This is a genomic window from Streptomyces sp. NPDC059010, from assembly GCF_042740355.1.
Classification (GTDB): Bacteria; Actinomycetota; Actinomycetes; order Streptomycetales; family Streptomycetaceae; genus Streptomyces.
This window is the reverse complement of sequence record NZ_JBHYJA010000010.1, coordinates 150,240-172,264: the sequence shown is the minus strand read 5'-3', so window position 1 is coordinate 172,264 and position 22,025 is coordinate 150,240. Positions and strand designations below refer to the sequence as shown.

Annotated in this window: 19 protein-coding genes, 2 tRNA genes and 1 pseudogene; 8 read left to right on the top strand and 14 right to left on the bottom strand. The window is 70.9% G+C overall.

Annotated elements, in window-relative coordinates:
- Positions 1–54 precede the first annotated feature (54 nt).
- The 4 genes from ACFWYS_RS13085 to ACFWYS_RS13070 all read left to right on the top strand — a co-directional run bounded on the left by ACFWYS_RS13085 (position 55) and on the right by ACFWYS_RS13070 (position 5,508).
- Positions 55–3,015, top strand: coding sequence for a UPF0182 family protein (locus ACFWYS_RS13085; protein WP_384766839.1), 2,961 nt, complete (start codon positions 55–57; stop codon positions 3,013–3,015).
- A gap of 57 nt (positions 3,016–3,072) precedes the next feature.
- Positions 3,073–3,146 (top strand) — tRNA-Met (locus ACFWYS_RS13080).
- Between the two features lie 228 nt (positions 3,147–3,374).
- On the top strand, positions 3,375–5,231 hold the full coding sequence (locus ACFWYS_RS13075) for a tetratricopeptide repeat protein (protein WP_384766661.1): 1,857 nt from the start codon (positions 3,375–3,377) through the stop codon (positions 5,229–5,231).
- A gap of 203 nt (positions 5,232–5,434) precedes the next feature.
- Positions 5,435–5,508 (top strand) — tRNA-Met (locus ACFWYS_RS13070).
- Positions 5,509–5,558: 50 nt separating this feature from the next.
- On the opposite strand, the gene ACFWYS_RS13065 is transcribed toward ACFWYS_RS13070, so the two are convergent.
- From ACFWYS_RS13065 to hisN, 6 genes are all read right to left on the bottom strand, one after another.
- Positions 5,559–6,695: an ABC transporter substrate-binding protein gene (locus tag ACFWYS_RS13065; RefSeq protein ID WP_384766836.1), complete on the bottom strand. Its 1,137-nt coding sequence runs from the start codon at positions 6,693–6,695 to the stop codon at positions 5,559–5,561.
- A gap of 62 nt (positions 6,696–6,757) precedes the next feature.
- A complete protein-coding gene (locus tag ACFWYS_RS13060) occupies positions 6,758–7,621 on the bottom strand; it encodes an ABC transporter permease (RefSeq protein WP_384766658.1) in 864 nt (287 codons plus the stop codon).
- The gene (locus ACFWYS_RS13055) at positions 7,618–8,430 is read right to left on the bottom strand and encodes an ABC transporter ATP-binding protein (RefSeq protein ID WP_384766655.1); all 813 of its coding nucleotides are present in this window, start codon (positions 8,428–8,430) and stop codon (positions 7,618–7,620) included. The genes ACFWYS_RS13060 and ACFWYS_RS13055 overlap by 4 nt, the downstream gene beginning before the upstream one ends.
- Positions 8,431–8,607: 177 nt before the next feature.
- Positions 8,608–9,024, bottom strand: coding sequence for a Fur family transcriptional regulator (locus ACFWYS_RS13050; protein ID WP_272115052.1), 417 nt, complete (start codon positions 9,022–9,024; stop codon positions 8,608–8,610).
- A 159-nt stretch (positions 9,025–9,183) separates the two neighbouring features.
- Positions 9,184–9,576, bottom strand: a complete 393-nt coding sequence (locus tag ACFWYS_RS13045) for a cyclic nucleotide-binding/CBS domain-containing protein (protein ID WP_384766651.1) — start codon at positions 9,574–9,576, stop codon at positions 9,184–9,186.
- 212 nt (positions 9,577–9,788) lie between these two features.
- Entirely contained in the window at positions 9,789–10,589 is an 801-nt protein-coding gene (gene hisN, locus ACFWYS_RS13040) for a histidinol-phosphatase (protein WP_384766648.1), read from the bottom strand.
- A 450-nt stretch (positions 10,590–11,039) separates the two neighbouring features.
- Between hisN and ACFWYS_RS13035 the strand changes: the two genes are divergently transcribed.
- Positions 11,040–11,648, top strand: a complete 609-nt coding sequence (locus ACFWYS_RS13035) for a TetR/AcrR family transcriptional regulator (RefSeq protein WP_384766646.1) — start codon at positions 11,040–11,042, stop codon at positions 11,646–11,648.
- A 15-nt stretch (positions 11,649–11,663) separates the two neighbouring features.
- On the opposite strand, the gene ACFWYS_RS13030 is transcribed toward ACFWYS_RS13035, so the two are convergent.
- The 4 genes from ACFWYS_RS13030 to ACFWYS_RS13015 all read right to left on the bottom strand — a co-directional run bounded on the left by ACFWYS_RS13030 (position 11,664) and on the right by ACFWYS_RS13015 (position 15,308).
- The gene (locus ACFWYS_RS13030; protein ID WP_384766643.1) at positions 11,664–11,987 is read right to left on the bottom strand and encodes a DMT family transporter; all 324 of its coding nucleotides are present in this window, start codon (positions 11,985–11,987) and stop codon (positions 11,664–11,666) included.
- A gap of 134 nt (positions 11,988–12,121) precedes the next feature.
- Complete coding sequence (gene rsgA, locus ACFWYS_RS13025; RefSeq protein ID WP_384766640.1) at positions 12,122–13,132, bottom strand: ribosome small subunit-dependent GTPase A; 1,011 nt, start codon at positions 13,130–13,132, stop codon at positions 12,122–12,124.
- A gap of 11 nt (positions 13,133–13,143) precedes the next feature.
- Complete coding sequence (gene aroA / locus ACFWYS_RS13020) at positions 13,144–14,463, bottom strand: 3-phosphoshikimate 1-carboxyvinyltransferase (RefSeq protein ID WP_384766637.1); 1,320 nt, start codon at positions 14,461–14,463, stop codon at positions 13,144–13,146.
- A gap of 122 nt (positions 14,464–14,585) precedes the next feature.
- Positions 14,586–15,308, bottom strand: a complete 723-nt coding sequence (locus tag ACFWYS_RS13015) for a M50 family metallopeptidase (protein WP_384766634.1) — start codon at positions 15,306–15,308, stop codon at positions 14,586–14,588.
- 50 nt (positions 15,309–15,358) lie between these two features.
- Between ACFWYS_RS13015 and ACFWYS_RS13010 the strand changes: the two genes are divergently transcribed.
- On the top strand, positions 15,359–16,174 hold the full coding sequence (locus ACFWYS_RS13010; protein WP_384766632.1) for an SOS response-associated peptidase: 816 nt from the start codon (positions 15,359–15,361) through the stop codon (positions 16,172–16,174).
- Positions 16,175–16,253: 79 nt separating this feature from the next.
- Here ACFWYS_RS13010 and ACFWYS_RS13005 read toward each other — a convergent pair whose 3' ends face one another.
- The 3 genes from ACFWYS_RS13005 to ACFWYS_RS12995 are packed head-to-tail and all read right to left on the bottom strand — an operon-like array spanning position 16,254 to position 18,772.
- Positions 16,254–16,973, bottom strand: a complete 720-nt coding sequence (locus ACFWYS_RS13005) for an aspartate/glutamate racemase family protein (protein WP_384766629.1) — start codon at positions 16,971–16,973, stop codon at positions 16,254–16,256.
- A gap of 7 nt (positions 16,974–16,980) precedes the next feature.
- A complete protein-coding gene (locus ACFWYS_RS13000) occupies positions 16,981–17,757 on the bottom strand; it encodes a sulfite exporter TauE/SafE family protein (protein ID WP_384766626.1) in 777 nt (258 codons plus the stop codon).
- Positions 17,750–18,772 carry a TauD/TfdA family dioxygenase gene (locus ACFWYS_RS12995; protein ID WP_384766624.1) on the bottom strand — a complete coding sequence of 341 codons (1,023 nt, stop codon included), beginning with the start codon at positions 18,770–18,772 and terminating at the stop codon, positions 17,750–17,752. The genes ACFWYS_RS13000 and ACFWYS_RS12995 overlap by 8 nt, the downstream gene beginning before the upstream one ends.
- 263 nt (positions 18,773–19,035) lie before the next feature.
- Between ACFWYS_RS12995 and ACFWYS_RS12990 the strand changes: the two genes are divergently transcribed.
- The gene (locus ACFWYS_RS12990; RefSeq protein WP_384766621.1) at positions 19,036–20,334 is read left to right on the top strand and encodes a benzoate/H(+) symporter BenE family transporter; all 1,299 of its coding nucleotides are present in this window, start codon (positions 19,036–19,038) and stop codon (positions 20,332–20,334) included.
- Here ACFWYS_RS12990 and ACFWYS_RS12985 read toward each other — a convergent pair.
- Positions 20,260–20,625: pseudogene (locus ACFWYS_RS12985) on the bottom strand (helix-turn-helix domain-containing protein); the annotation flags it as partial. The gene ACFWYS_RS12990 and the pseudogene ACFWYS_RS12985 sit on opposite strands and share 75 nt — an antisense overlap.
- A gap of 724 nt (positions 20,626–21,349) precedes the next feature.
- On the opposite strand from ACFWYS_RS12985, the gene ACFWYS_RS12980 reads away from it, so the two are divergent.
- Complete coding sequence (locus tag ACFWYS_RS12980; protein ID WP_384766835.1) at positions 21,350–21,976, top strand: alpha/beta family hydrolase; 627 nt, start codon at positions 21,350–21,352, stop codon at positions 21,974–21,976.
- The last annotated feature ends 49 nt before the right edge of the window (positions 21,977–22,025 follow it).

Here is a 22,025-nt window from a genome sequence, read left to right as displayed (position 1 = left end):
CGCGGGCCTGACGGACCAACAGCGAACCTCGGGGTGCGAACCTTGGCTTTCCAGATGCCGGACCGCGGCGGAGGCCCGACCGGGCCACGGATCAGAGTGGGCCGCCCGTCCCGGCGTGTCCGGACGCTGCTCATGACACTGGGCGTCCTCGCCGTCCTCGGCATGGCCTTCACCATGTTCGCGGGGTTCTGGACGGACTGGCTCTGGTACCGGTCGGTGAACTACTCGTCGGTGTTCACGACGACGCTGTGGACGAAGATCGGGCTGTTCTTCGTCTTCGGTCTGCTCATGGCCCTCGCGGTCGGCTTCAACATCTGGCTGGCGCACCGGCTGCGCCCGCCGCTGAGCGCCATGTCCATGGAGCAGCAGAGCCTCGACCGCTACCGCATGGGCATCGCGCCGTACAAGAAGTGGCTGCTGCTCGCGATCACCGCCCTGGTCGGCCTGATCGCCGGTGCCTCAGCCTCCAGCCAGTGGCGCACCTGGCTGATGTGGGTCAACGGCGTGCCGTTCGGCGAGAAGGACCCGCAGTTCCACCTCGACGTCGGCTTCTACGCCTTCGACCTGCCCTGGTACCGGTTCCTGCTCGGCTTCGGCTTCGCCGCCGCGATCCTCTCCGTGATCGCCGCCGCGCTCACCCACTACCTGTACGGCGGGCTGCGCATCACCAGCCCCGGCGCGCGCGCCACGGCCGCCGCCACCGGCCATCTGTCGGTCCTCATCGGCATCTTCGTCGCCCTGAAGGCGGTCGCGTACTGGCTCGACCGGTACGGACTGGCGGTGAAGTCCAGTGACTTCAAGGCGACCGACAACTGGACCGGCCTGAGGTACGTCGACGCCAACGCCTATCTGCCGGCCAAGACGATCCTGTTCTGCATCGCCGTGATCTGCGCGCTGCTGTTCTTCGCCACCCTGTGGCGGCGCACCTGGCAGCTGCCCGTCATCGGCTTCGGCCTGATGGTGCTCTCGGCGATCCTGATCGGCGGCCTGTACCCGGCGATCGTGCAGAAGTTCCAGGTCCAGCCCAACGAGCAGGCCAAGGAAGCGCCGTACGTCGAGAAGAACCTGAAGGCGACGCGCGAGGCGTACGGCATCGACGGCGCCAAGGTCACCGAGTACCCGGGCACGAGCAGCACCCAGGACAAGACCCAGCTGCGCGACGACGTGGACGCCACGGCGAGCATCCGGATCATGGACCCGAACATCGTCTCGCCGACGTTCCAGCAGCTCCAGCAGATCAGGAACTACTACGCGTTCCCGACCAACCTGGACGTCGACCGGTACAGCAAGGACGGCAAGGACCAGGACACCGTCATCGGTCTGCGTGAGATCAACCTCAACGGCATTCCGAAGCGGAACTGGATCAACGACCACTTCCGTTACACCCACGGCTACGGTGTGGTCGCCGCCGAGGGCACCAGCGCCGACGCCCAGGGCCGGCCGGACTTCACCGAGTCCGACCTGCCGTCCAAGGGCGACCTCGGGAAGTACGAGCAGCGGGTCTACTACGGCGAGAAGACCACCATGTACTCGATCGTCGGCGGTCCCCAGAAGGAGATCGACTACTCCGACGACAGCGGTGAGAAGACCTACAGCTACCAGGACGACAGCGGGGTCAGCCTCTCCAACCCGGTCAACCGGGCCGCGTACGCGGTGGCGTTCGGTGAGCCGCAGATCCTGTACTCCGGTGCGATCGGCGACGGTTCGCGCATCCTGTACAACCGCACGCCCAAGGAGCGCGTCGAGGCGGTCGCCCCGTGGCTGACCATCGACGGTGACGCCTACCCGGCGGTCGTGGACGGCCGCATCCAGTGGATCGTCGACGCGTACACGACGACGAACGGCTACCCGTACTCCTCGCGCACGACCCTCGGCGATACGACGGCCGACTCGCTCACCGCCACCAACAACAACCGTGCGGTGGTGGCCCAGCAGAACCAGGTCAACTACATCCGCAACTCGGTGAAGGCGACCGTCGACGCCTACACCGGCGAGGTCAAGCTCTTCCAGTGGGACACCAAGGACCCGGTCCTGAAGACCTGGATGAAGGCGTTCCCGGACACGGTGAAGTCCAAGAGCGAGATCTCGAAGTCTCTGATGGCCCATCTGCGGTACCCGCAGGACCTGTTCAAGGTCCAGCGCGAGCTGCTCACCCGCTACCACGTGAAGGACGCCACGACGTTCCTCAGCGGCAGCGAGGTCTGGCAGGTGCCGGACGACCCGACCAACAAGTCGGGCAGCGCGGTGCCGCCGTACTACCTGAGCATGAAGATGCCCGACCAGAAGGCACAGGCGTTCTCGCTGACGACGACGTTCACGCCGAACGGCCGGGACAACCTCAGCGCGTTCATGGCGGTCGACGCCGAGGCGGGCACCACCGACTACGGCAAGATCAGAGTTCTGAAACTGCCGACCAACACCACGGTCAACGGCCCCAGTCAGGTCCAGAGTCAGTTCAACTCCGAGCAGAACATCGCCGAGACGATCAGGCTGCTGAGAGGTGGCGACTCGGAAGTCGAGTACGGCAACCTGCTGGCGGTCCCGCTCGACGGCGGACTGCTCTACGTGGAGCCGGTCTACGTACGCGGTGGCGGGCTCAAGTACCCGCTGCTGCGGAAGGTGTTGGTGTCCTACGGCGGCAGCACCGCCTTCGAGGACACCCTCGGCGAGGCCCTGAACAAGGTCTTCGGAGCGGAGGGCCCGACCACCGAGCCACCGGACGAGGGCGACCAGGACGGCGGCGGTACGAAGCCTCCGCCGACGTCGACCAACCCGACGGTCCAGGACGCGCTCAACGACGCCCAGAAGGCCTTCACGGCCGGCCAGGACGCCCTCAAGAAGGGTGACTGGGAGGCGTACGGCAAGGCGCAGAAGGACCTTGAGGACGCCCTGAAGCGGGCCGAGGACGCGCAGGCGCAGGCCGACAAGACCGGCGGCAGCGGCGGTGGCGGCAGCGGCAGCAGCGCCAAACCGAGTACCAGTCCCAGCCCGACCAGCAGTCCTACCGGCACCTGAGGACGACGGTTGATCAAATAGCTCCCCCCGCGCCGTGATACGGTTGCTTCACAACGGCGCGGGGTGGAGCAGCTCGGTAGCTCGCTGGGCTCATAACCCAGAGGTCGCAGGTTCAAATCCTGTCCCCGCTACTGAAGTCGGCGAATATTTCGCACGACAGCGAAGGCCCGGATCCTCCAAGGGATCCGGGCCTTTGTGATGTGCGAACGCATGTGCCGCGGGGCGGGGCGGCCACGCCGCCGAGGGGAGTTGCGAGAACTGTGTTTGACTTGTCTCTCTGTGGGCATGTCGACAAAACGCTGAAGTGACCTCAATGGCTGCGGTATACCAGGTGTACCCAGGTTGCAGGTGGTGCGACGATGGACGTTATGGGGGACAAGGCAACTCTGTTGGAGACAGGGCGGTTTGCGCAGCCTGCCGACTTTGTGCAGCCGACGGGCGATTTCGCCTTCGACCGGCCGGTGGACCGGGACGAGGCGGGAGAGGTGGTCGAGGAGGCGCGCCAGCGGCTCGCCGCCGAGACCGGCGACGTCGAGGCGATGAGCGTCCTCGGCGCCATGCTGCTGCGCCGTGGTGACCTCGACGGAGCCGAGCCCCATCTGCGTGCCGCCACCGCCGCCGGGGACCGGGCCGCCGCCAACAATCTGGGAGTCCTTCTTCACCAGCGCGGATACGCCGACGAGGCCGCCGGGTGGTGGCGGATCGCCGCCGTCGCCGGGTCCGCCGCGGCCGCGCACGCGCTGGGACGTCATCACCGTGAGCGGGGCGACGAGCCCGCCGCCGAGTACTGGCTGCGGCAGTCCGCCGAACAGGGGCACACGCTGGGCGCGTACGCGCTCGCCGATCTGCTGGAGCACCGCAGCGACGACGCGGCCGAGCGGTGGATGCGGGTCGCGGCGGAGCGCGGGCACCGGGAGGCGGCGTACCGGCTGGCGCGTGCGCTGGACCGGCAGGCGGTGCGCACGGGCGAGGACGGGGCCGACAACGGTGTCGAGCCGGACGAGGCGCTGCTCGACCAGACCGAGCAGTGGTACCGGCAGGCCGCCGCGCGCGGACACCGCAGGGCCGCGCTGCACCTCGGGGCGATCCTGGAGAAGCGCGGGGAGCTCAAGGAGGCCGGGCGCTGGTATCTGACGTCCGCCAAGGACGGGGAGGCGCGGGCCGCCTGCGCGCTCGGGTTCCTGCTGCGGGACGCCGGGGACAGCGAGAGCGCCGCCGTGTGGTGGCTGCGGGCCGCGCAGGACGGAGACGGCAACGCCGCGAACGCGCTGGGCGCGCTGCACGCCGAGCGCGGGGAGACACAGACCGCCGAGCGGTGGTACCGGGCCGCGATGGACGCCGGCGATGTGAACGGGGCGTACAACCTCGGGCTGCTCTGCGCCGAGCAGGGCCGTATCGCGCCCGCCGAGCAGTGGTACCGGCGGGCGGCTTACGCCGGGCACCGCGAGGCGGCCAACGCGCTGGCGATCCTGCTGCTGCAGGGCGGGGACACGACCGGTGCCGAGCCGTGGTTCTCCAAGGCCGCGGAGGCGGGCAGCGTGGACGCCGCGTTCAACCTGGGGATCCTGTACGCCGGGCGGGGCGAGGAGCGGGCCGCGCTGCGGTGGTACGAGCGTGCCGCCGCCGCCGGGCACACCGAGGCGGCGCTGCAGGTCGGGATCGCCCGGCTGCGGGACGGCGACGAGGCCGCGGCGGAGCGGCATCTGCGGTGCGCGGCCGGGGGCGGCAGCGCGGAGGGGGCGTATCGGCTGGCGACGCTGCTGGACGCCCGTCGGCCGCCCGAGCCGGCGCATGAGCTCGGGGAGCAGGTGCACGAGAAGACCGAATGCGAGGAGTGGTACGAGCGGGCGGCCTCCCAGGGGCATCGGCGCGCGCAGGTGCGGGTCGGGATGCTGGCGGCCGCGCGCGGGGACGTGGTGGAGGCGGCCCGGTGGTACCGGGAGGCCGCAGAGGCCGGATCGCGCAACGGCGCGTTCAATCTGGGGCTGCTGCTTGCCCGGGAGGGCAGTGAGCCCGAGGCCGCGGTGTGGTGGACGCGGGCGGCGGACGCCGGGCACGGGCGGTCGGCGTTGCGGCTCGCTCTGGTCTACGCGCGTCGCGGTGAGCTGGCGGAGGGGCAGCGGTGGGCCGACCGGGCCGTGAAGCTGGGGCCGGGCGAGGTTTCCGAGCGGGCTGCCCGATTGAGGGACGCGTTGCGGGAAGAGCTTTCAGCCTGAGGCCGTTCCGCGTCAGGCCGTTCCGCGTCAGGCCGTTCCGCGTCAGGCCGTTCTGCGGCAGGTCGTTCTGTGGCTGCGACACTGTTGTGGCTGGTCGCGCCCACGCGGCGGAGCCGGATAGCGATGCAGCCCCCGCGCCCCTAGGGGTGCAGTTAAGCGATTTGCTTCTTGCCGTGCCCCTCACGTAACGTTGCATTCACCGACGCGGGGTGGAGCAGCTCGGTAGCTCGCTGGGCTCATAACCCAGAGGTCGCAGGTTCAAATCCTGTCCCCGCTACTGAAGGCCTGGGGCCGGAATCCGAAAGGGTTCCGGCCCCAGGTGCTTTTTCAGGGCTTGTGGCCCACTGCCTCCTCGTACAGAGCCCGGGTCACCGTCTCCGACTCCGGCAGCGGGCTGCCCTCGGCCACTCCCTGGGCCTCGTAGGCCGACTGCAGGCGGGTGGTCGTGCCGTCGCGGATCTCCCAGTCCATGCGCAGGGGCGGCGTGGACCTGAGGATGGGCTCCTCTGTATTGAGGAGTTTGGACAGGTATGTGACGAAGGTCGCATCTTGCTTGTAGTTCGACGCGAAGTAGGTGTTCACCGTGCGGATGTAGGCCCTGACCAGGGCCACGCCCGCATCCACGTCGTCCTGGAGGAGTGCGCGGCCGTAGAGCATGCCGCCCAACGGTTCGCCCGGCGGCTGGCCGCCCAGGAAGGCGTAGCCCTTCTCGCCGTCCACCTTGCGCCAGACCGGGTCCAGCAGCCATGCCGAGTCGACACCGCCGTTCTGCAGGGCGGTGAGGACGTCGGCCGAGCCCAGTTGCTGGTACTGGATGTCGGCCAGGCCGCCGCCGTGCTTCTGCAGGGCCTTCTCCATGGGGTAGGCGATGACCGAGCCCTTGCCGATCATCGTGCCCAGCCTGCGGCCGGCCATGGTGACGTGGGCCGCGGTCTCGCCCTCCTGTACGCGAACCCACAGGCCGCTCTTCGACTTCGGGTCGGGTGAGAAGTTCCCCGCGACCCACTTGATGTCGAAGCCGCCCTTCACTCCGTTCATGACCGCCGCTTCCGGGGCCGCCCACAGGGCGTCGATGTCGCCCTTGGCCAGCAGGGGGAGCGCGTCCGGGGTCGGGAGGACCTGCAGCTTGACGTCCAGGCCCTCCTTCTTGAACTCGCCCTTGTCGAGCGCCACTTGGAGCGGGGCGACGTATTCGGCGCTCAGCGTTCCCGTCGCGATCGTCAGTTCGCGGGGCTCGGGCAGGGGCCGTGGGGCAGGGGCTCCGGGGGTGCAGCGGGCAGGGGTACGGGTCGGGGAGAGGTTCTTCGGGGGCGTCCAGGACTTCGCGCCGCAGCCTTCGACCGGGCGGATGGTGCGGTTGGCCGCCGCTGTCGCCGCCTTCGACGAGGAGGTCGCATCGTGGGGCGAAGAGCACGCTGCCGATGCGAGCAGCGCCGCTGTGGCTACTGCGGCGCCGTAGGCAATGCTGCTTCCGCGCCTGCTCCGCCTACTCCACCTGCTCCACCCACTCCGGCTACTTCTCCCTCTCATGACTGGCCCCTTCCCTGGTCCCTCGGTGCCCACGGTGTGAGGAGGCGGCCCGCGAAGCGGATCAGTTCGGAGAAGAGGACTCCCAGGATCGCCACGCAGACGATGCCGACGAACATCACGTCGTTCTGGAACAGTGCGCGCGAGTCGAAGATCAGATGGCCGAGGCCGTTCGTCGCGGCGATCTGCTCCGACGCGACGATGACCAGGACCGCCACGCCGGCCGCGATACGTGCCCCCACCAGGACCGACGGCAGTGACGCGGGAAGGAGTACATGGCGGAACATCTGCCGGCGTGAGGCGCCGAAGACCTGGCCCGCGTCTCGGTGTCCGGCAGGGATCGCGATGACCGCGGACATGGTCGAGATCCAGACGAAGAAGAAGACCGTGGTCGCCACCAACGCCACCTGCGGGCCTTCGCCCAGGCCGAACATGTTCAGGAAGATCGGCAGCAGGGCCAGTTTCGGTACGACGTACAGCGCGTCCAGGAGTGGTTCCAGTGCTGCTCGTACCAGAGAGAGGGAGCCCATCAGCAGGCCCAGGGCGTAGCCCGCCGCCGTGCCGGCCGCGTATCCGGCCAGGACTCGCTTGAGCGTCGCCCAGACGTCCGGCCACAGGTCGCCGGCCGCGGCGCGGTCCCAGCCGTCGGCGAGGATCGTGGACGGGGCCGGGTAGACGCGGTCGTCCATCCAGGCCTGGGTGGCCGCCAGTTGCCAGAGCATGATCAGCGACAGGGGGACGGCCAGCGCCAGCGACAGTTCCAGCGCTCGTCTGCGGCGGTGGGTGCGTGTGGGGTGGAGTTCCTGTGGGCCGGGGCGGCGGATCAGCACCGCGTCGGCGGGTGGCTTCGTGAAGGTCGTCATGCCGGTACCGCCTCCTTCCTGAGCAGGTCCCACAGTTCGCTTCTCAGGGCGGTGAACTCGGGTGTGGCGCGGATGTCGCCGGTGCGCGGGCGGGGGAAGGGCGGGCGGTGCTCGGCGATGATCCGGCCCGGGCGGGCGGACATGACCAGGACGCGGTCGCCGAGGACGATCGCCTCCTCCAGGCTGTGGGTGATGAAGAGGGTGGTCGTCCTCAGGGACTGGGTGATGTCCAGGAGCTCGTCCTGGAGGATGGTGCGCAGTTGGGCGTCCAGCGCTGCGAACGGCTCGTCCATCAGCAGGAGTTCGGGTTCCACGGCCAGGGCGCGGGCGATCGCCACGCGCTGGCGCATACCGCCGGAGAGGGTGGCCGGGAAGGCGTCCGCGAAGTCCGACAGGGCCATACGGGCCAGCCAGTCGTCGGCGCGGGCGTTCGCCTCGCGGCGCGGGACGCGTTGGATGTCCAGGCCGAAGCGGACGTTCGCTCGGACGGTCTTCCAGTCGTAGATGCCGTAGTCCTGGAAGATCATGGCGGCCGGGCGCCGGTTCGAGGTGCGGATCTCCAGGGTGCCGGTGCTGGGGCGGAGCAGGCCCGCGGCGATGCGGAGGAGGGTCGACTTGCCGCAGCCGGACGGGCCGACGACGCAGACGAACTCGCCGGGGGCGACGGTCAGGTCGAGGGGACCGAGGGCTTGGATCGTGCGGGGGGTTCGGCCGAAGGCTCGGGTGAGGTTGTGGGCCTTGAGTTTGGGGTGCGGTGGGTGGGGCGAGTGAGGTGTGTGTGGTGAGTGTGGCGGATACGGCTCTCCCACTTCGGTCTCCTCGCGGAGTGCGGAACGGACGTGTGGGTGCGTGGGTGCGTGCGTGGGGTGACGTACTGGTGGGTGTCGTTGACCATATGACGACCCGTCAGATTCTGGAACCCTGTGCGTCGCCGGTGCAGCACAAAGCCCCGGCACTCAGCAGTGCCGGGGCTCGGGGTGGCTGTCTCAGGCCGTCGCGCAGTTCGGGCAGATGCCGCGGTACGTCACCTCGACGTCCGAGACCGTGAAGCCGAAGCGCTCGGTGTCGGGGAGGTCGGCCATCGGGTTGCCCGTCGGGTGGACGTCCCGGATCGCGCCGCACTGGGCGCAGACCAGGTGGTGGTGAGGGCGATGGGCGTTCGGGTCGTACCGCTTCGCCCGCTTGTCGGTGGAGACTTCGAGCACCTCGCCGAGGGTGACCAGCTCGCCCAGCGTGTTGTAGACGGTCGCCCGGGAGATCTCGGGCAGCTTGGCGACGGCTCGTGCGTGCACCTCGTCGGCCGTCAGGTGGACGTGATCGCCGGCGAGCACCTCGGCCACGACGCGCCGCTGCGCGGTCATCCGCCATCCGCGTCCGCGCAGCCGTTCCAGAAGGTCACTCATGGAGAACACCTTAACAGCAGAGCGACCAGGTTCCGAATGGGTGTGACTTTGGAGGGCAACTTGTTTTAGATGAAGTCTAGTGTGGAGGAGGGTCGACTTTCCGGCGAGGGTGGGTCCCCCATGCCTTTTGGGGCGGTGGGGGACGGCGGGCGTCTGGGGTCAGGCCGGGGCGTGCTGGCGGACCGGGGCCCAGCAGCGGATGATGTCGCGGACCGAGACGATGCCGACGGGTTCGCCGTGGTCCAGGACGATCAGGTGGCGGAAGCCGCCGTGTGCCATGGCGCGGGCCGCCTCCTCCAGGGTCCATGACGGGGCCGCGAACACGACGTCCGTAGTGGTGTGGTCGTGGGCGCGCTCGATGTCCGGGTTCTGTCCGAGGCCGACGGAGTTGAGGATGTCGCGTTCGGTGAGGATGCCGATACCGCCTGCGTCGGGGTCGTGGACCACGGCCGCGCCGACCCGACGGGCGGACATCAGCGCGGCGGACTGGCGAAGGGTGTGAGTGGGGCCGATGGTGAGGACCACGGTGCTCATGGCGTCACGTACGAGCATGGATGGAGCCACCTCCTGAAGTGCCCCCGCACCGTTTGTTCACCGATTCACAAATTCACAAGTGGGGGGACTCTCAGGTTGGCAGGTAAAGCGCGGGTCAACAAGGGGGCGCGTGAAGCTGGGTTCGGGGCGTATGGAGCACTCGGTGCGCGTGGTGCGCCCGAGCCGCTGCAACAGCGCTGGTGGTCGCGTCGGCAGCGCTGGGCGCTGTCTCAGTGACGCTCGTTGAGGTATCCCAGAAGCTCGTCGTGCAGTACGCCGTTCGAGGCGGCCGCGTTGCCGCTGTGCGGGCCCGGGCGGCCGTCGAGGCCGGTGAAGGTGCCGCCGGCCTCCGTGACGACGATCGCGGTGGCGGCCATGTCCCAGAGGGAGAGTTCGGGCTCGGCGCAGATGTCCACCGATCCCTCGGCGACCATCATGTACGGCCAGAAGTCGCCGTACGCGCGCGTGCGCCATACCTCGCGGGTGAGGTCGAGGAAGCCGTTGAGCCGTCCCTGCTCCTCCCACCCGCTCAGCGAGGAGTACGCGAACGAGGCGTCCGTCAGTTTCGAGACGCGGGAGACCTGGAGGCGGGTGGCGGAGGAGAGACTGCGGCCGGAGAAGGCGCCGTGGCCGTTCGCGGCCCACCAGCGCCGGCCCAGGGCGGGTGCGGATACGAGGCCCACGACCGGCTGGTAGCCGCCTTCGCCTGCCTCCATCAGGGAGATGAGGGTGGCCCAGACGGGGACGCCGCGTACGTAGTTCTTGGTGCCGTCGATCGGGTCGATGACCCAGCGGCGGGGGCCGGTGCCCTCGACGCCGTACTCCTCGCCGAGGATGGCGTCTCTTGGGCGGGCGCGCTGGAGTTGACCGCGGATCAGCTCCTCGGCGGCCTTGTCGGCCTCGCTCACCGGGGTCATGTCCGGCTTGGTCTCGACCTTGAGGTCGAGGGCCTTGAAGCGGGCCATGGTGGCGGCGTCGGCGGCGTCCGCGAGGACGTGGGCGAGGCGTAGGTCGTCGAGGTAGTCCGGCATGGGACGAACCGTATCTGTCGTGCTTGGGGTGGGGCTACATGGCCGGGGATCATGGGCGGGTTGCGGGACGGGGGATTTCGCCCCCGCCGCCCCTGCCCGTCCCATCCTCCAGGGGCTCTGCCCCTTCGACCCCGGCCCCTTGGGGGGGGGGGGGGGGGGGCGCCACCCCCTCATCGGCCCGGCCCGGCCGTGTGATATCACCGCCGCTGGGGCTGAAAGGCGCTGGTCGGCGTTGGGGGAGTGGCCGTGGCCTTTGAGTGGGTGGGGCATGTGGGGTGGGCTGCTGGGCCGTGTTGGGGGGTGGTGGGCTGGCGTCTGTGTCTCCGGCCGGTCGCCGGGGGGCCGCGCGTCTGCGTGGAATGGCGCCCCCGCATGCGCTCGCGAACCCTTGACAGTGCCCTCGTGCGCGTCAAATCTGGGCGCAGAGCCGCTCGGTCCTGGGAGGCGACGATGCCTGCAGCGCGGGAATCCCTGCTGGACTCCGCTTATACGGCGCTGGCGCGCCGGCCGTGGTCCGCCGTGCGGATGGTGGACGTGGCCGCGGCGGCCGGAGTGTCCCGGCAGACCCTGTACAACGAGTTCGGGAGCAAGGAAGGCCTCGCCCGCGCGCTTGTGCGCAGGGAGGCCGACGGTTATCTCGCCGGTGTGGACCGCGCCCTCGCCACACACAGCGACGCCCGCGAGCGCCTCACCGCCACCGCCGAGTGGACCGCCGGACTCGCCCGCGACAACGCCCTGGTCCGCGCCATGCTCACCGGCTGCTGGAGCGAGCGCCTGCCCTCGCCGACCCTCTCCGCCGTGCCGTCCTCCTCCGCCGTACCGGCACAGCGGCGGGCCGACGGGCCGCTGCCGTCGCCCGGCGACTTCGTGGCCCTCGTCCGCGACCGCGCCGTGGCGGTGCTGTCCGGGCCCGGCGTCAACAAGTCCGACAGCGCCGACCTCGCCCGCTCCTGCGAACTGGTCGTCAGGCTGGCGCTGTCCTGTGTCGCCGCGCCACCCGGGGAAGGGGGTGTCTCCGATCTCGTGCGGAGCGCCCTGCACCGGCAGTTGGCCGGCTGACCCCAGGGGAGCCGGTCAGTGCGACGAGCCCGACAGCTGCAATCCGATGACGCCCACGATCACCAGGCTGATCGACACGATCTTCAGCGTCGACACCAGGTCCCCGAGGAAGATCATCCCGTAGATCGCCGTGCCCGCCGCTCCGATGCCCGTCCACACCGCGTACGCGGGGCCCACGTCCAGTTTCCTCAGTGACAGCGTCAGGAGTCCGAAGCTGCCGAGGGCGAAGATGCAGAAGGCGACGGTCGGCCAGAGCCGGGTGAAGCCGTGGGACAGCTTGAGGCAGACGGCGAAGCCGGTTTCGAGCAGACCCGCCACTATGACCAGCAGCCACGCCATGTGCTGTCCTCCCGTGTCCCCGCGTACCTGTGACCGCTTCGTCAGGCTTTGGTCAGGCTTGGATCCGGCTTGGTGCGATTATGCCCTTACCGGACTCACGGAGAGACAAACAACGCGGAGGTCAAACGGCTTCCTCAGTCCCCCTCCGTGCGCTCCCGTGTCGCCAGCAGTCGGCGCAGTGAGTAAAGGCGGGCCGGGTCGGCGTGGCCCTCTTCCGCCCACTGGTCCAGCGCGCAGTCCGGCTCATCATGACTGCACGCACGCGGGCAGCCCTCGGTTCCCGGTTCCAGGTCGGGGAACGCGTGGATCACCCGGGACGGATCGATGTGGGCCAGACCGAAGGAACGGACGCCCGGGGTGTCGATCACCCAGCCTTCGACCGCCGTCAACGGCAGCGCCAGCGCTGACGTCGTCGTATGCCGGCCGCGCCCGGTCACCGCGTTCACATGCCCGGTCGAACGCCGGCGCTCCTGCGGCACCAACGCGTTCACCAGCGTCGTCTTGCCCACGCCGGAGTGGCCGACGAACGCCGTGACCCTGCCGTCCAGATACTCCCGGACCCGGTCCGCGGCGCCGCCGTCCTCCAGTTCCTCGCGGCTGGTGACGACATGGGGTATGTCCAACGCCCCGTACAGCTCCAGGAGTTCGTCCGGTGGCGCCAGGTCCGACTTCGTCATCACCAGCAGCGGTTCCAGACCGCCGTCGTACGCCGCCACCAGGCAGCGGTCGATCAGCCGGGGCCGCGGCTCGGGGTCGGCGAGGGCGGTGACGATGGCGAGTTGGTCGGCGTTGGCCACCACGACCCGCTCGAACGGGTCGTCGTCGTCCGCGGTGCGGCGCAGCAACGACGTCCGCTCCTCGATGCGCACGATGCGCGCCAGGGTGTCCTTCTTGCCGGACAGGTCGCCGACCAGGGCCACCCGGTCCCCGACCACCGCCGCCTTGCGGCCGAGCTCGCGGGCCTTCATCGCCAGTACGATCCGGTCCTCGACCAGGCAGGTCAGCCGCCCGCGGTCGACGGTGAGGACCATGCCCTCGGCGGCGTCCTCGTGCTTGGGCCGGATGTTCGTCCGGGGTCGGGTGTTCCGACGTCCGGGGCGGGTGCGGATGTCGTCCTCGTCGGTGTGCTTGCCGTAGCGGCGCATCGCGGTGTCCCCTACGCCCCGAGCATCCCGGTCCACAGCTCGGTGAAGTCCGGCAGGGTCTTCGCCGTCGTCGCCACGTTCTCGATCCGGACGCCCTCGACCGCGAGGCCGATGATCGCGCCGGCCGTCGCCATGCGGTGGTCCTCGTAGGTGTGGAAGACACCGCCGTGCAGTCGGCGCGGGCGGATGTGCAGGCCGTCGGCGGTCTCGGTGACGTCACCGCCGAGTTCGTTGATCTCCTTGGTGAGCGCGGCCAGGCGGTCCGTCTCGTGCAGCCGCAGGTGCGCCACCCCGCGCAGCGTGGACGGGGAGTCGGCGAGGGCCGCCACCGCCGCGATGCCGGGGGTCAGCTCGCCGACCTCGCTCAGGTCCACGTCGATGCCGTGGATCGCACCCGAACCGGTGAACACGAGCCCGTACTCGGTGAGTTCGCAGGAACCGCCCATCTCGGTGAAGATCTCCCGCAGCCGGTCACCGGGCTGGGTGGTCCGGGACGGCCAGTCCGGGACGAGGACCTTGCCGCCGGTCACCAGCGCCGCCGCCAGGAACGGCTGGGCGTTGGACAGGTCCGGCTCGATGGTCAGATCGCGGCCGAGCAGGGCGCCCGGCGTGACCCGCCAGACGTTCGGCTCGCCGCCCGACTCCGGGGTGTCCACCTGGGCACCGACCGAGCGCAGCATGTCGACGGTCATGCGGATGTGCGGCATGGAGGGGAGGGTGCCGCCGATGTGGCGGACCTCCACGCCCTGGTTGAAGCGCGGGCCGGACAGCAGCAGCGCCGACACGAACTGGGACGACGACGAGGCGTCGATCTCCACGGGGCCGCCCTCCAGAGCGCCCCCGCCGTGCACCGTCAGCGGCAGCGCGCCCCGGCTGTCGTCGTCGATCCGGGCGCCGAGGACGCGCAGGGCGTCGATCACGCCGTTCAGGGGGCGCTCGTACGACCTCGGGTCGCCGTCGAAGCGGATGGGGCCGTCGGCCAGCGCGGCGACCGGCGGCAGGAAGCGCATCACCGTGCCGGCGTTGCCGACGTCGACCGTGGCCGGGCCGCGCAGCCCCGCGGGGAGCACCCGCCATGCCTCGCCGGTGCCCTCGGGGCCCACGCCCTCCTCGATGCCGACGCCCATCGCGCGCAGGGCGCCGGCCATCAGCAGGGTGTCGCGGGAGCGCAGGGGGCGGCGCAGCCAGCCGGGTTCGCTCGCGAGGGCGGCGAGGACGAGGGCTCGGTTGGTGACCGACTTGGACCCGGGCACGTGGACCGTCGCGTCGACGGCTCCGCTCGCGTGCGGGGCGGGCCAGAGGGCGGTGGGTGCGGCGGGGTTTTGGGCCATGGGTTCACTTTATAAGGAGCGTGTGGTTCGGGTGCGGGGCCGATGGGGCTGGTCGCGCCCCGCGGCGGAGCCGCACATCACACCGCCCCGCGCCCCTGTGACCTGCGCCCCTTCGGGGCTTGTCACATCTCCAGCAACCAGCGGCCGCCACCTATCAATGAGCACAGCGACACCGCGTGGAACAAGAAGAACCACAACCCCGCCGGTGCGTGGGTCAGGCGCGACAGCTGGTCCGCGTCCGAGTCGCCGGCTCCGCCCCGCGCCCGCTTCGCCTGCAGCTCGAACGCCGGCCGTACCCCGCCCAGCAGCAGGAACCACACCACCACGTACGCGAACGCCGCCTGCACCTGTGGCCCCGTCAGCCAGCTCACCAGGACGAACGTGCCGCCTGCCACGAACACGGTCAGCGCCCCGTAGGCGTTGCGGATCATCACCAGCATCGCCACCAGCAGGACCGTCGCCAGCCACAGGAGCAGGGTGATGCGGCCGGCGGCCAGCAGGGCGGCGCCGCCGAGGCCCAGGAGCGGGGGAGCCGTGTAGCCGGCGGCGGCGGTGAGGATCATGCCGATGCCGTGCGGCTTGCCGCGGCTGACGGTGAGGCCGCTGGTGTCGGAGTGCAGGCGTATGCCGGTCAGCGTCCGGCCGGTCAGCAGCGCGACCAGGCCGTGGCCGCCCTCGTGGGCGATGGTGATGGCGTTGCGCGAGATACGCCACAGGCCGTGCGGGACGATCACGACGAGCGCCACGACCAGGGTGACGATCACGACCCACACATCGGGGTCGGGCTGAGTACCGGAGACCTCGTCCCAGAGGGAGGCGAGGGAGGCGGATGCGGTCCTGTCCATGTGCGGTGATGGCTCCCTGTGGTCGTCTGGAATCTGGCAGTGTTGCACGTATGTGCGGACGGTATGCAGCCAGTCGTGGACCCGAGGATCTCGCAGGAATCTTTGAGATCGAGCAGTGGGAGCCCGAGGAGACCCTTGAGGCGGACTACAACGTGGCTCCGACCAAGGAGGTCCACGTCGTCCTCGACCGTCCCTTGAAAGACGTGGCCGAGCCGCGGCCGGTTCGACAGCTGCGCAAGCTGAAGTGGGGGCTGGTGCCCAGCTGGTCCAAGACCCCCGAGAGCGCCTTCAAGATGATCAACGCCCGCGCCGAGACGGTGCACGAGAAGCCGTCGTACCGCAGGGCGTTCTCCTCCCGGCGCTGCATCATCCCCGCCGACGGCTACTACGAGTGGGTCACCGGCAGGCAGGAGCGGGACCTGGAGGTCGAGGGGAAGAAGAAGCGGCCGCGCAAGCAGCCGTACTTCGTGCTGCCCGCCGACGGGTCGGTGTTCGCGATGGCGGGGCTCTACGAGTTCTGGCGGGACCGGACGCTGCCCGACGACCACGCGCAGGCCTGGTGGGTGACCTGCTCCGTGATCACGACCGAGGCGGAGACGACCCCGCTCGCCGTGGCGCCCGAGGACGGCCCGCACACGCTCGCCGAGATCCACCCCCGGATGCCGCTGATGCTGACCCCGGACCGCTGGGACGCCTGGCTCGACCCGTCCCGCACGGAGCCCGACGAGCTGCGTTCGCTGCTCGAACCGCCGCCGCCCGGGCTGATGCGCGCCTACCCGGTCTCCACGCTGGTCAGCAATGTACGCAACAACGGCCCGGAGCTGCTGAAGGAGCTCGACGGGCCGGAAGAGGGCACGCTCTTCTGACGCGCGGCCCGCGTGCGCCGGCCGTACCGGGCGCACGCGGACCGCACTTACGCATACATACGCATATCGCCGGAGACGGTCAGCCGACCCCGGCCGGAGTGAGCGCGGTCAGCGCCTCCCGTACCGTCGCCCGGGCCAGCGCGGCCGTGGGGTCCACCACCGGGAGGCCTGCGCTCAGGTCGCCGAGCAGCAGGGGCAGCTCGGTGCAGCCCGCCACCAGCAGGCCCGCACCCCGGGCCGCCAGCTCCTCGGCGGCGCGCTCGATCAGGCAGACCGTGGCCGGGCCGAGGTCGCCCGCCTTGACCCGGCGGATGGCGCCCGTCACGGCCTCGCCCTGGGTGAGCTCGCCGGGCACCACGACCCGCAGGCCCGCCGCCGCCAGGGCCCGCTGATAGAGCTCGGCGCGCACCGTGCCGGTCGTGGCCAGGAGCCCGACGGACGTCACGTCCGGGTGGTGGCGGCGGATCTCGGTGACGGTCTCCGCGATCATGTCGAGCATCGGGACGCGCACGCTGCCGCGTACCTCGTCGAGGAAGGCATGCGCGGTGTTGCACGGGGTCGCGATGACCCGTGCGCCCATCGCCTCAAGCCGGTGCGCACCGCGCACGAGCCAGGGCGTCGGGTCGGGTCCGCGCCCGGTCAGCGCCGCCGAGCGGTCCGGGACCGTCGGGTCGGCCCAGACCACCACCGGCAGATGGTCCTGGTCGACGCCCGCCGGGGTCGCGTCGATGACCTTCCGGTAGAAGTCGACCGTGGCCAGCGGGCCCATTCCGCCCAGGATTCCGATGGACGTTCCCATGGACATCTCATGTCCCCCATTGGTCGAGTGCGAGCTTGCCGACCAGCACGGTCACGACGACGAGCAGCACCGCCCGTACGAATCCGCTGCCGCGCTTGAGTGCCATACGGGCGCCCACCGAGGCGCCCGCGAGGTTGAACAGCGCCAGGAAGGGCGCGAGCGCCCACAGCACCGTTCCCTGGTACGCGAACATCGCGAGCGCGCCCAGGTTCGTCCCGACGTTGACGACCTTCGCGGTCGCCGACGCCGTGACCATGTCCATGGACAGGACCGCGACCAGGCCGATCACCAGGAAGGTCCCGGTGCCGGGGCCGAGCAGGCCGTCGTAGAAGCCGATGCCCGCGCCGACGACCACGACGGCCGTCAGGATCCGATGCCGGGTCACGGCGCCGCCGGGACGCTGTCCGAACTGCGGCTTCAGGACGACGAAGGCGGCGACACCGACCAGCAGCACCATGATCACGGGGCGCAGCACCGTGCTGTTCACCCCGGCCGCGAAGAACGCCCCGCCCACCGCGGCCAGCGCCGCGACCGAGCCGAGCCGGGCCGCGAGCCGCACGTCGACGCGGGCTCTGCGGGCATACGTCACCGCGGCGGCCGAGGTGCCGACGACGCCGACGGCCTTGTTGGTACCGAGGGCGTACGCCGGGGCCAGCTGCGGGAAGGCGATCAGCAGGGCGGGCACCTGGAGGAGCCCGCCGCCGCCGACCACCGCGTCCACCCAGCCCGCGAGCGCGGCGGCGACGCAGAGCAGCACCGCCGCGGTGAGGGTCAGGTCATGCACGGGCGTAGCTGTCCTTGCTGAGCACGCGGCCCCCGGCCCGCACCAGGACGTCGGCGCGCAACTCGCCGGGGTAGGGGTAGAACCGGCGCAGCCAGCGGTCCTGGCCGTCGTAGAGCGGGGTGAAGTCGCTGCGGCCGTGCACCACGATCCGGTTGTCGACCAGGAGCAGTTCACCGCGGTCGGCCCGCACCGCGCGGTGCACCGTGTGCATGGCGCGGTTGAGGCGCTCCAGGGCCGCCTGCGCCTCGTCGTCCGTGCCGAAGGTGTTGTGCATGTTGAACCGCACCCGGGTGCCGGGGGCGTCGGCCGGGCCGTCCATGAGCACCGGGTGCGGCTCGGTCACCGGCCGCTCCTCCTCGGCGAGCCCCCGGGTGAAGGAGAGCGGGAAGCGGCTGCGGTAGCGGTCGGTGCGCAGCAGCTCCCGGTCGGCGGCCGTGAGCAGCGGCTCGGCCTCGCGGACCGAGGCGACCATGGTGGCGGCCCGCCGGTCGTGGTCGGGGCGCAGGCACAGCAGGCCCAGGTGCGAGGGCCGTACCGGATGGTGGACGTTCTCGGTGTGGAAGTCGAAGAGCGTGGAGCCGGAGTTCAGGGGCTTCGCCGCGTCGGTGGGGACCGGGTACACGTCGTGCACGAGGGCCCCGGACTTCTCGTCCTCGTAGCCGATGAGCCCGCCCAGCGGGTGGGCCACCAGGGCGACCAGCAGGCTGGAGGGGTGCGTCTCACCGAGGACGTTGGAGCCGTACGCCGACGGCGTCGTCGGGATGTCGCCGACGGGCAGTCCGCGCACCACGAGCAGGCCGTGGTCCGGCGGTGTGTCCCGGAAGGACTCGATGCCCTCGCGCAGCCGGGCCGGCAGCCGCTGGGCGAGCGCGGCGAACGCCTCGGTCTGCAGGCTCTCTTCCAAGGGCCCCGTCAGCCGTGCCGCGACCTGGACCAGCCCTTCCAGTCGCTTGGTGTCGGCCGGTTCGAGGGTGAGCGCGGCGAGGTCCGCACGGGGTTCCGCAGTAGTGGTCATGCCGAAGATCATTCGGCTCCAACAGGGGCTGCGACCAGGGGAGTTGACCGTCCGGAAACGTCCATGACCCGCACCGGTCACGCCTGGTACCTGTCCGGTAGGGGACGCGGCCTGATGCGGACGCGCCCCGGCGTCCCGTCGTGTGCGTGCGGTGCGGCAGCATGTGGGGTGGCGCGGCAACGTCTTCGGGGGAGGTGTCCGCCATGTCTGAAGTTTCCTTTTTCTCCTTCATATGGGGATGATCGGTGCGATCGATGCGGTCCGTGTCCTTGTCCGCGGTCAACGCCGGCGTGGTGGCGATGGCGGTCTCCTACGCGGGACCGCTCGCCCTCGTCCTGGCCGCGGCCGACGCGGCCGGTCTGAGCCCGGCGCAGAGTTCGTCGTGGGTGTGGGCGATATCCATCGGCGCGGGCCTGACCTGTGTGGGGCTCAGCTGGTGGAGTCGCACCCCGGTGATCACGGCGTTCTCGACGCCGGGGGCGGCCATCCTGGTCACGGCCCTCGCCCAGCACGACTACGCCGAGGCCGTCGGCGCCTTCCTCGTCGCGGGTGTCGCGGCCACGGTGCTGACCGCCACGGGGGTGTTCGCCCGGGTCCTCGCCCGGATCCCGGACGGAATCGTCTCGGCGATGCTCGCCGGGATCCTCTTCTCGTTCGGCACGGCGATCTTCACCTCGCTGCGCTCCGCCCCGCTGCTCGCGGGCGCGATGGTGATCGGCTACCTGCTCGCCAAGCGACTGTGGCCGACCTACGCCGTGATGTGCGCGCTGGCCGTGGGGCTCGCCGTCGCCGCGGCCGACGGCGGTCTCGGCCTGGACATCGAGGGCCCCGGCCTGGCCGTGCCGCACCTGACGGCACCGCACTTCTCGGTGGGGGCGCTCATCGGCATCGGCGTACCGCTGCTGGTCGCCACGCTCGCCGGGCAGTACGCGCCGGGGATGGCGGTGCTGCGCGCGGACGGCTACCGGCCCGACGAGCGCGTGATCTGCGGTACCACCGGTGTGGTGTCGACGCTGCTCGCACCCTTCGGCTCGCACGCGATCAACCCGGCGGCCATCACCGCCGCGATCTGCACCGGCCCCGAGGCGCACCGCGACCCGGCCAGGCGGTGGATCGCCGGTGTGAGCTGCGGCGTCGGCTATCTGGTCGTGGGCTGCTTCGGCTCCACCCTCGTCGCCCTGTTCACCGGACTGCCCCACGCGCTCGTGGCGACCCTGGCCGGAGTGGCGCTGCTCGGCGCGCTCTCCGGCAGCCTGGCCCGCACGGTCGCCGACGAACGCCACCGCGAGGCCTCCGTCATCACCTTCCTCGCGACCGCCTCCGGAGTGACGGTCGCCGGCATCGGCTCACCCTTCTGGGGACTGCTCGCCGGGGTCCTCGCGCACGTCCTGCTCAAGATCGGCGGACGCCAGCCAGCCGGCCCGCTCGGCGAGGACGGCGACCTGGAACCGGCTGGTGGCGCCGAGCACGGAGGTCAGGTCGTTGACCAGCCGGCGGACGGTGCGGTCGGAGACACCGAGGCGCCGCGCGACCGCCTCGTCGGTCAGACCCTCCGCAAGTAGCCGCAGGACCGCCCGCTGCCGCCGGTCGGGCCGGCCCTCCGGGGCCTCCTGCCCGGCGGTGCGCGCCCCGGTGTCGAAGGCGGCGGCGTGCGCCCACACATGCTCGAACTGGCTGCGGAACACCTCGACCAGCGAGGGGTCGTAGACGACGACGGCCGCCTGCTGCCCGTCCGTGCCGGTGGCGGGCACGATCGCCAGATGCCGGTCGACGACGATGAGCCGGTGCGGCAGCGTCACGGCGGTACGCACCTGCCCGCCCGCCTTGCGCAACTCCCGGAGATACGCCGCCATATGGGGCAGCGCGGCCGTCGAGGCGAGATGCACGGTACGCATCACGACACCGCGCCGCAGCGCCCGCCGGTCGCGCGCCAGCCCCTCCTCCACCATGTACTCGGGCACCCCGCGGCCCGGGTGCAGCGAGATCACCTCGTCGTGGGCCTGCTGGGCGGCGTCCTCCAGGGCGGCCGCGATGTTGGTCGTGCCCTCCACGAGCTGGGCCTGGGTGCCGGACAGACGCATGGCGTGGATGGGGTGGAAGTCGGTGAGCATCCGCACCATCGCCTCGCGGGTGCGGGCGGTCTGCTCGACGAGCTCGGCGACGCGGCGGGCGTCGGCGGCGAGGAGGTGGTCGAGCGCGGACTCGGACGACACACAGGCCCACCCGCTGGGCGTGGCGGTGGTCCGCACCAGCAGGCCGAGCCCGGACAGGACCTGGATGGCCACCGCGTACTCGTCGCTGCTCCAGCCGAGCCGCCGGCACACGGCCGCCGGTGTCCACCCGGCGTCCTGGACGGCGATCGCATAGAGACTCTGCCCGAGCTTGTGCTCCAGCACGGCGCTCCCGGTCACTGCTTCCCCCTCGTCGACGCTGCCCCCGGACGCGAGGAAAGGCCGCCCCTCCCGCCCGGGGACGTGACGGCCTCGTCACACAGCCGATCACCCTACGCCGAACGCAGCAGGCGGCACCGGCCCGAAGAGGGCAGACTCTTCTGACGTGACGACCGAGTCTGACGTGATGACCGAGATCATCGGTACGGATGCGGGGGACGCCCGCATCACCTGGCACCGGGCGCCAGAGCCCCGGCTGGTCCTGGCGGTGAGCCATGGCGCCGGCGGCGGCATCGGCGCGCGGGACCTCGTGGCGCTCGCGGAAGCCCTCCCGGCCCAGGGAGTGACCGTCGCACTCGTCGAGCAGCCCTGGCGGGTGGCCGGCAAGAAGGTGGCGCCCGCGCCCAAGACGCTGGACGTCGGCTGGCGGGGCCTGTGGCCCGCGCTCGCCGCACACGGGCTGCCCGTGATCTCCGGCGGGCGCAGCGCCGGAGCCCGCGTCGCCTGCCGTACGGCCGTCGAGCTGGGCGCCCGTGCCGTGCTCGCCCTCAGCTTCCCCCTGCACCCGCCCGGCAAGCCCGAGAAGTCCCGCGCCGACGAGCTGCTCGGGGCCGGGGTGCCCACCCTCGTCGTCCAGGGCGGGAACGATCCGTTCGGGAAGCCCGAGGAGTTTCCCGAGGGAGATCACGAGCTGGTCGAGGTGCCGTACGGCGATCATGGTTTGGCCGTGCCCAAGCGGGCGCCCCTCGACCAGGACGAGGCCGTGGCGATCGTCACGGACGCGGTGGTCAAGTGGGTCGAGTCACTCGGGTAAAGGTTCGGGAATGTCGGAGGCCCGGCCTTGGTTGTGGCGGACAGCGGTG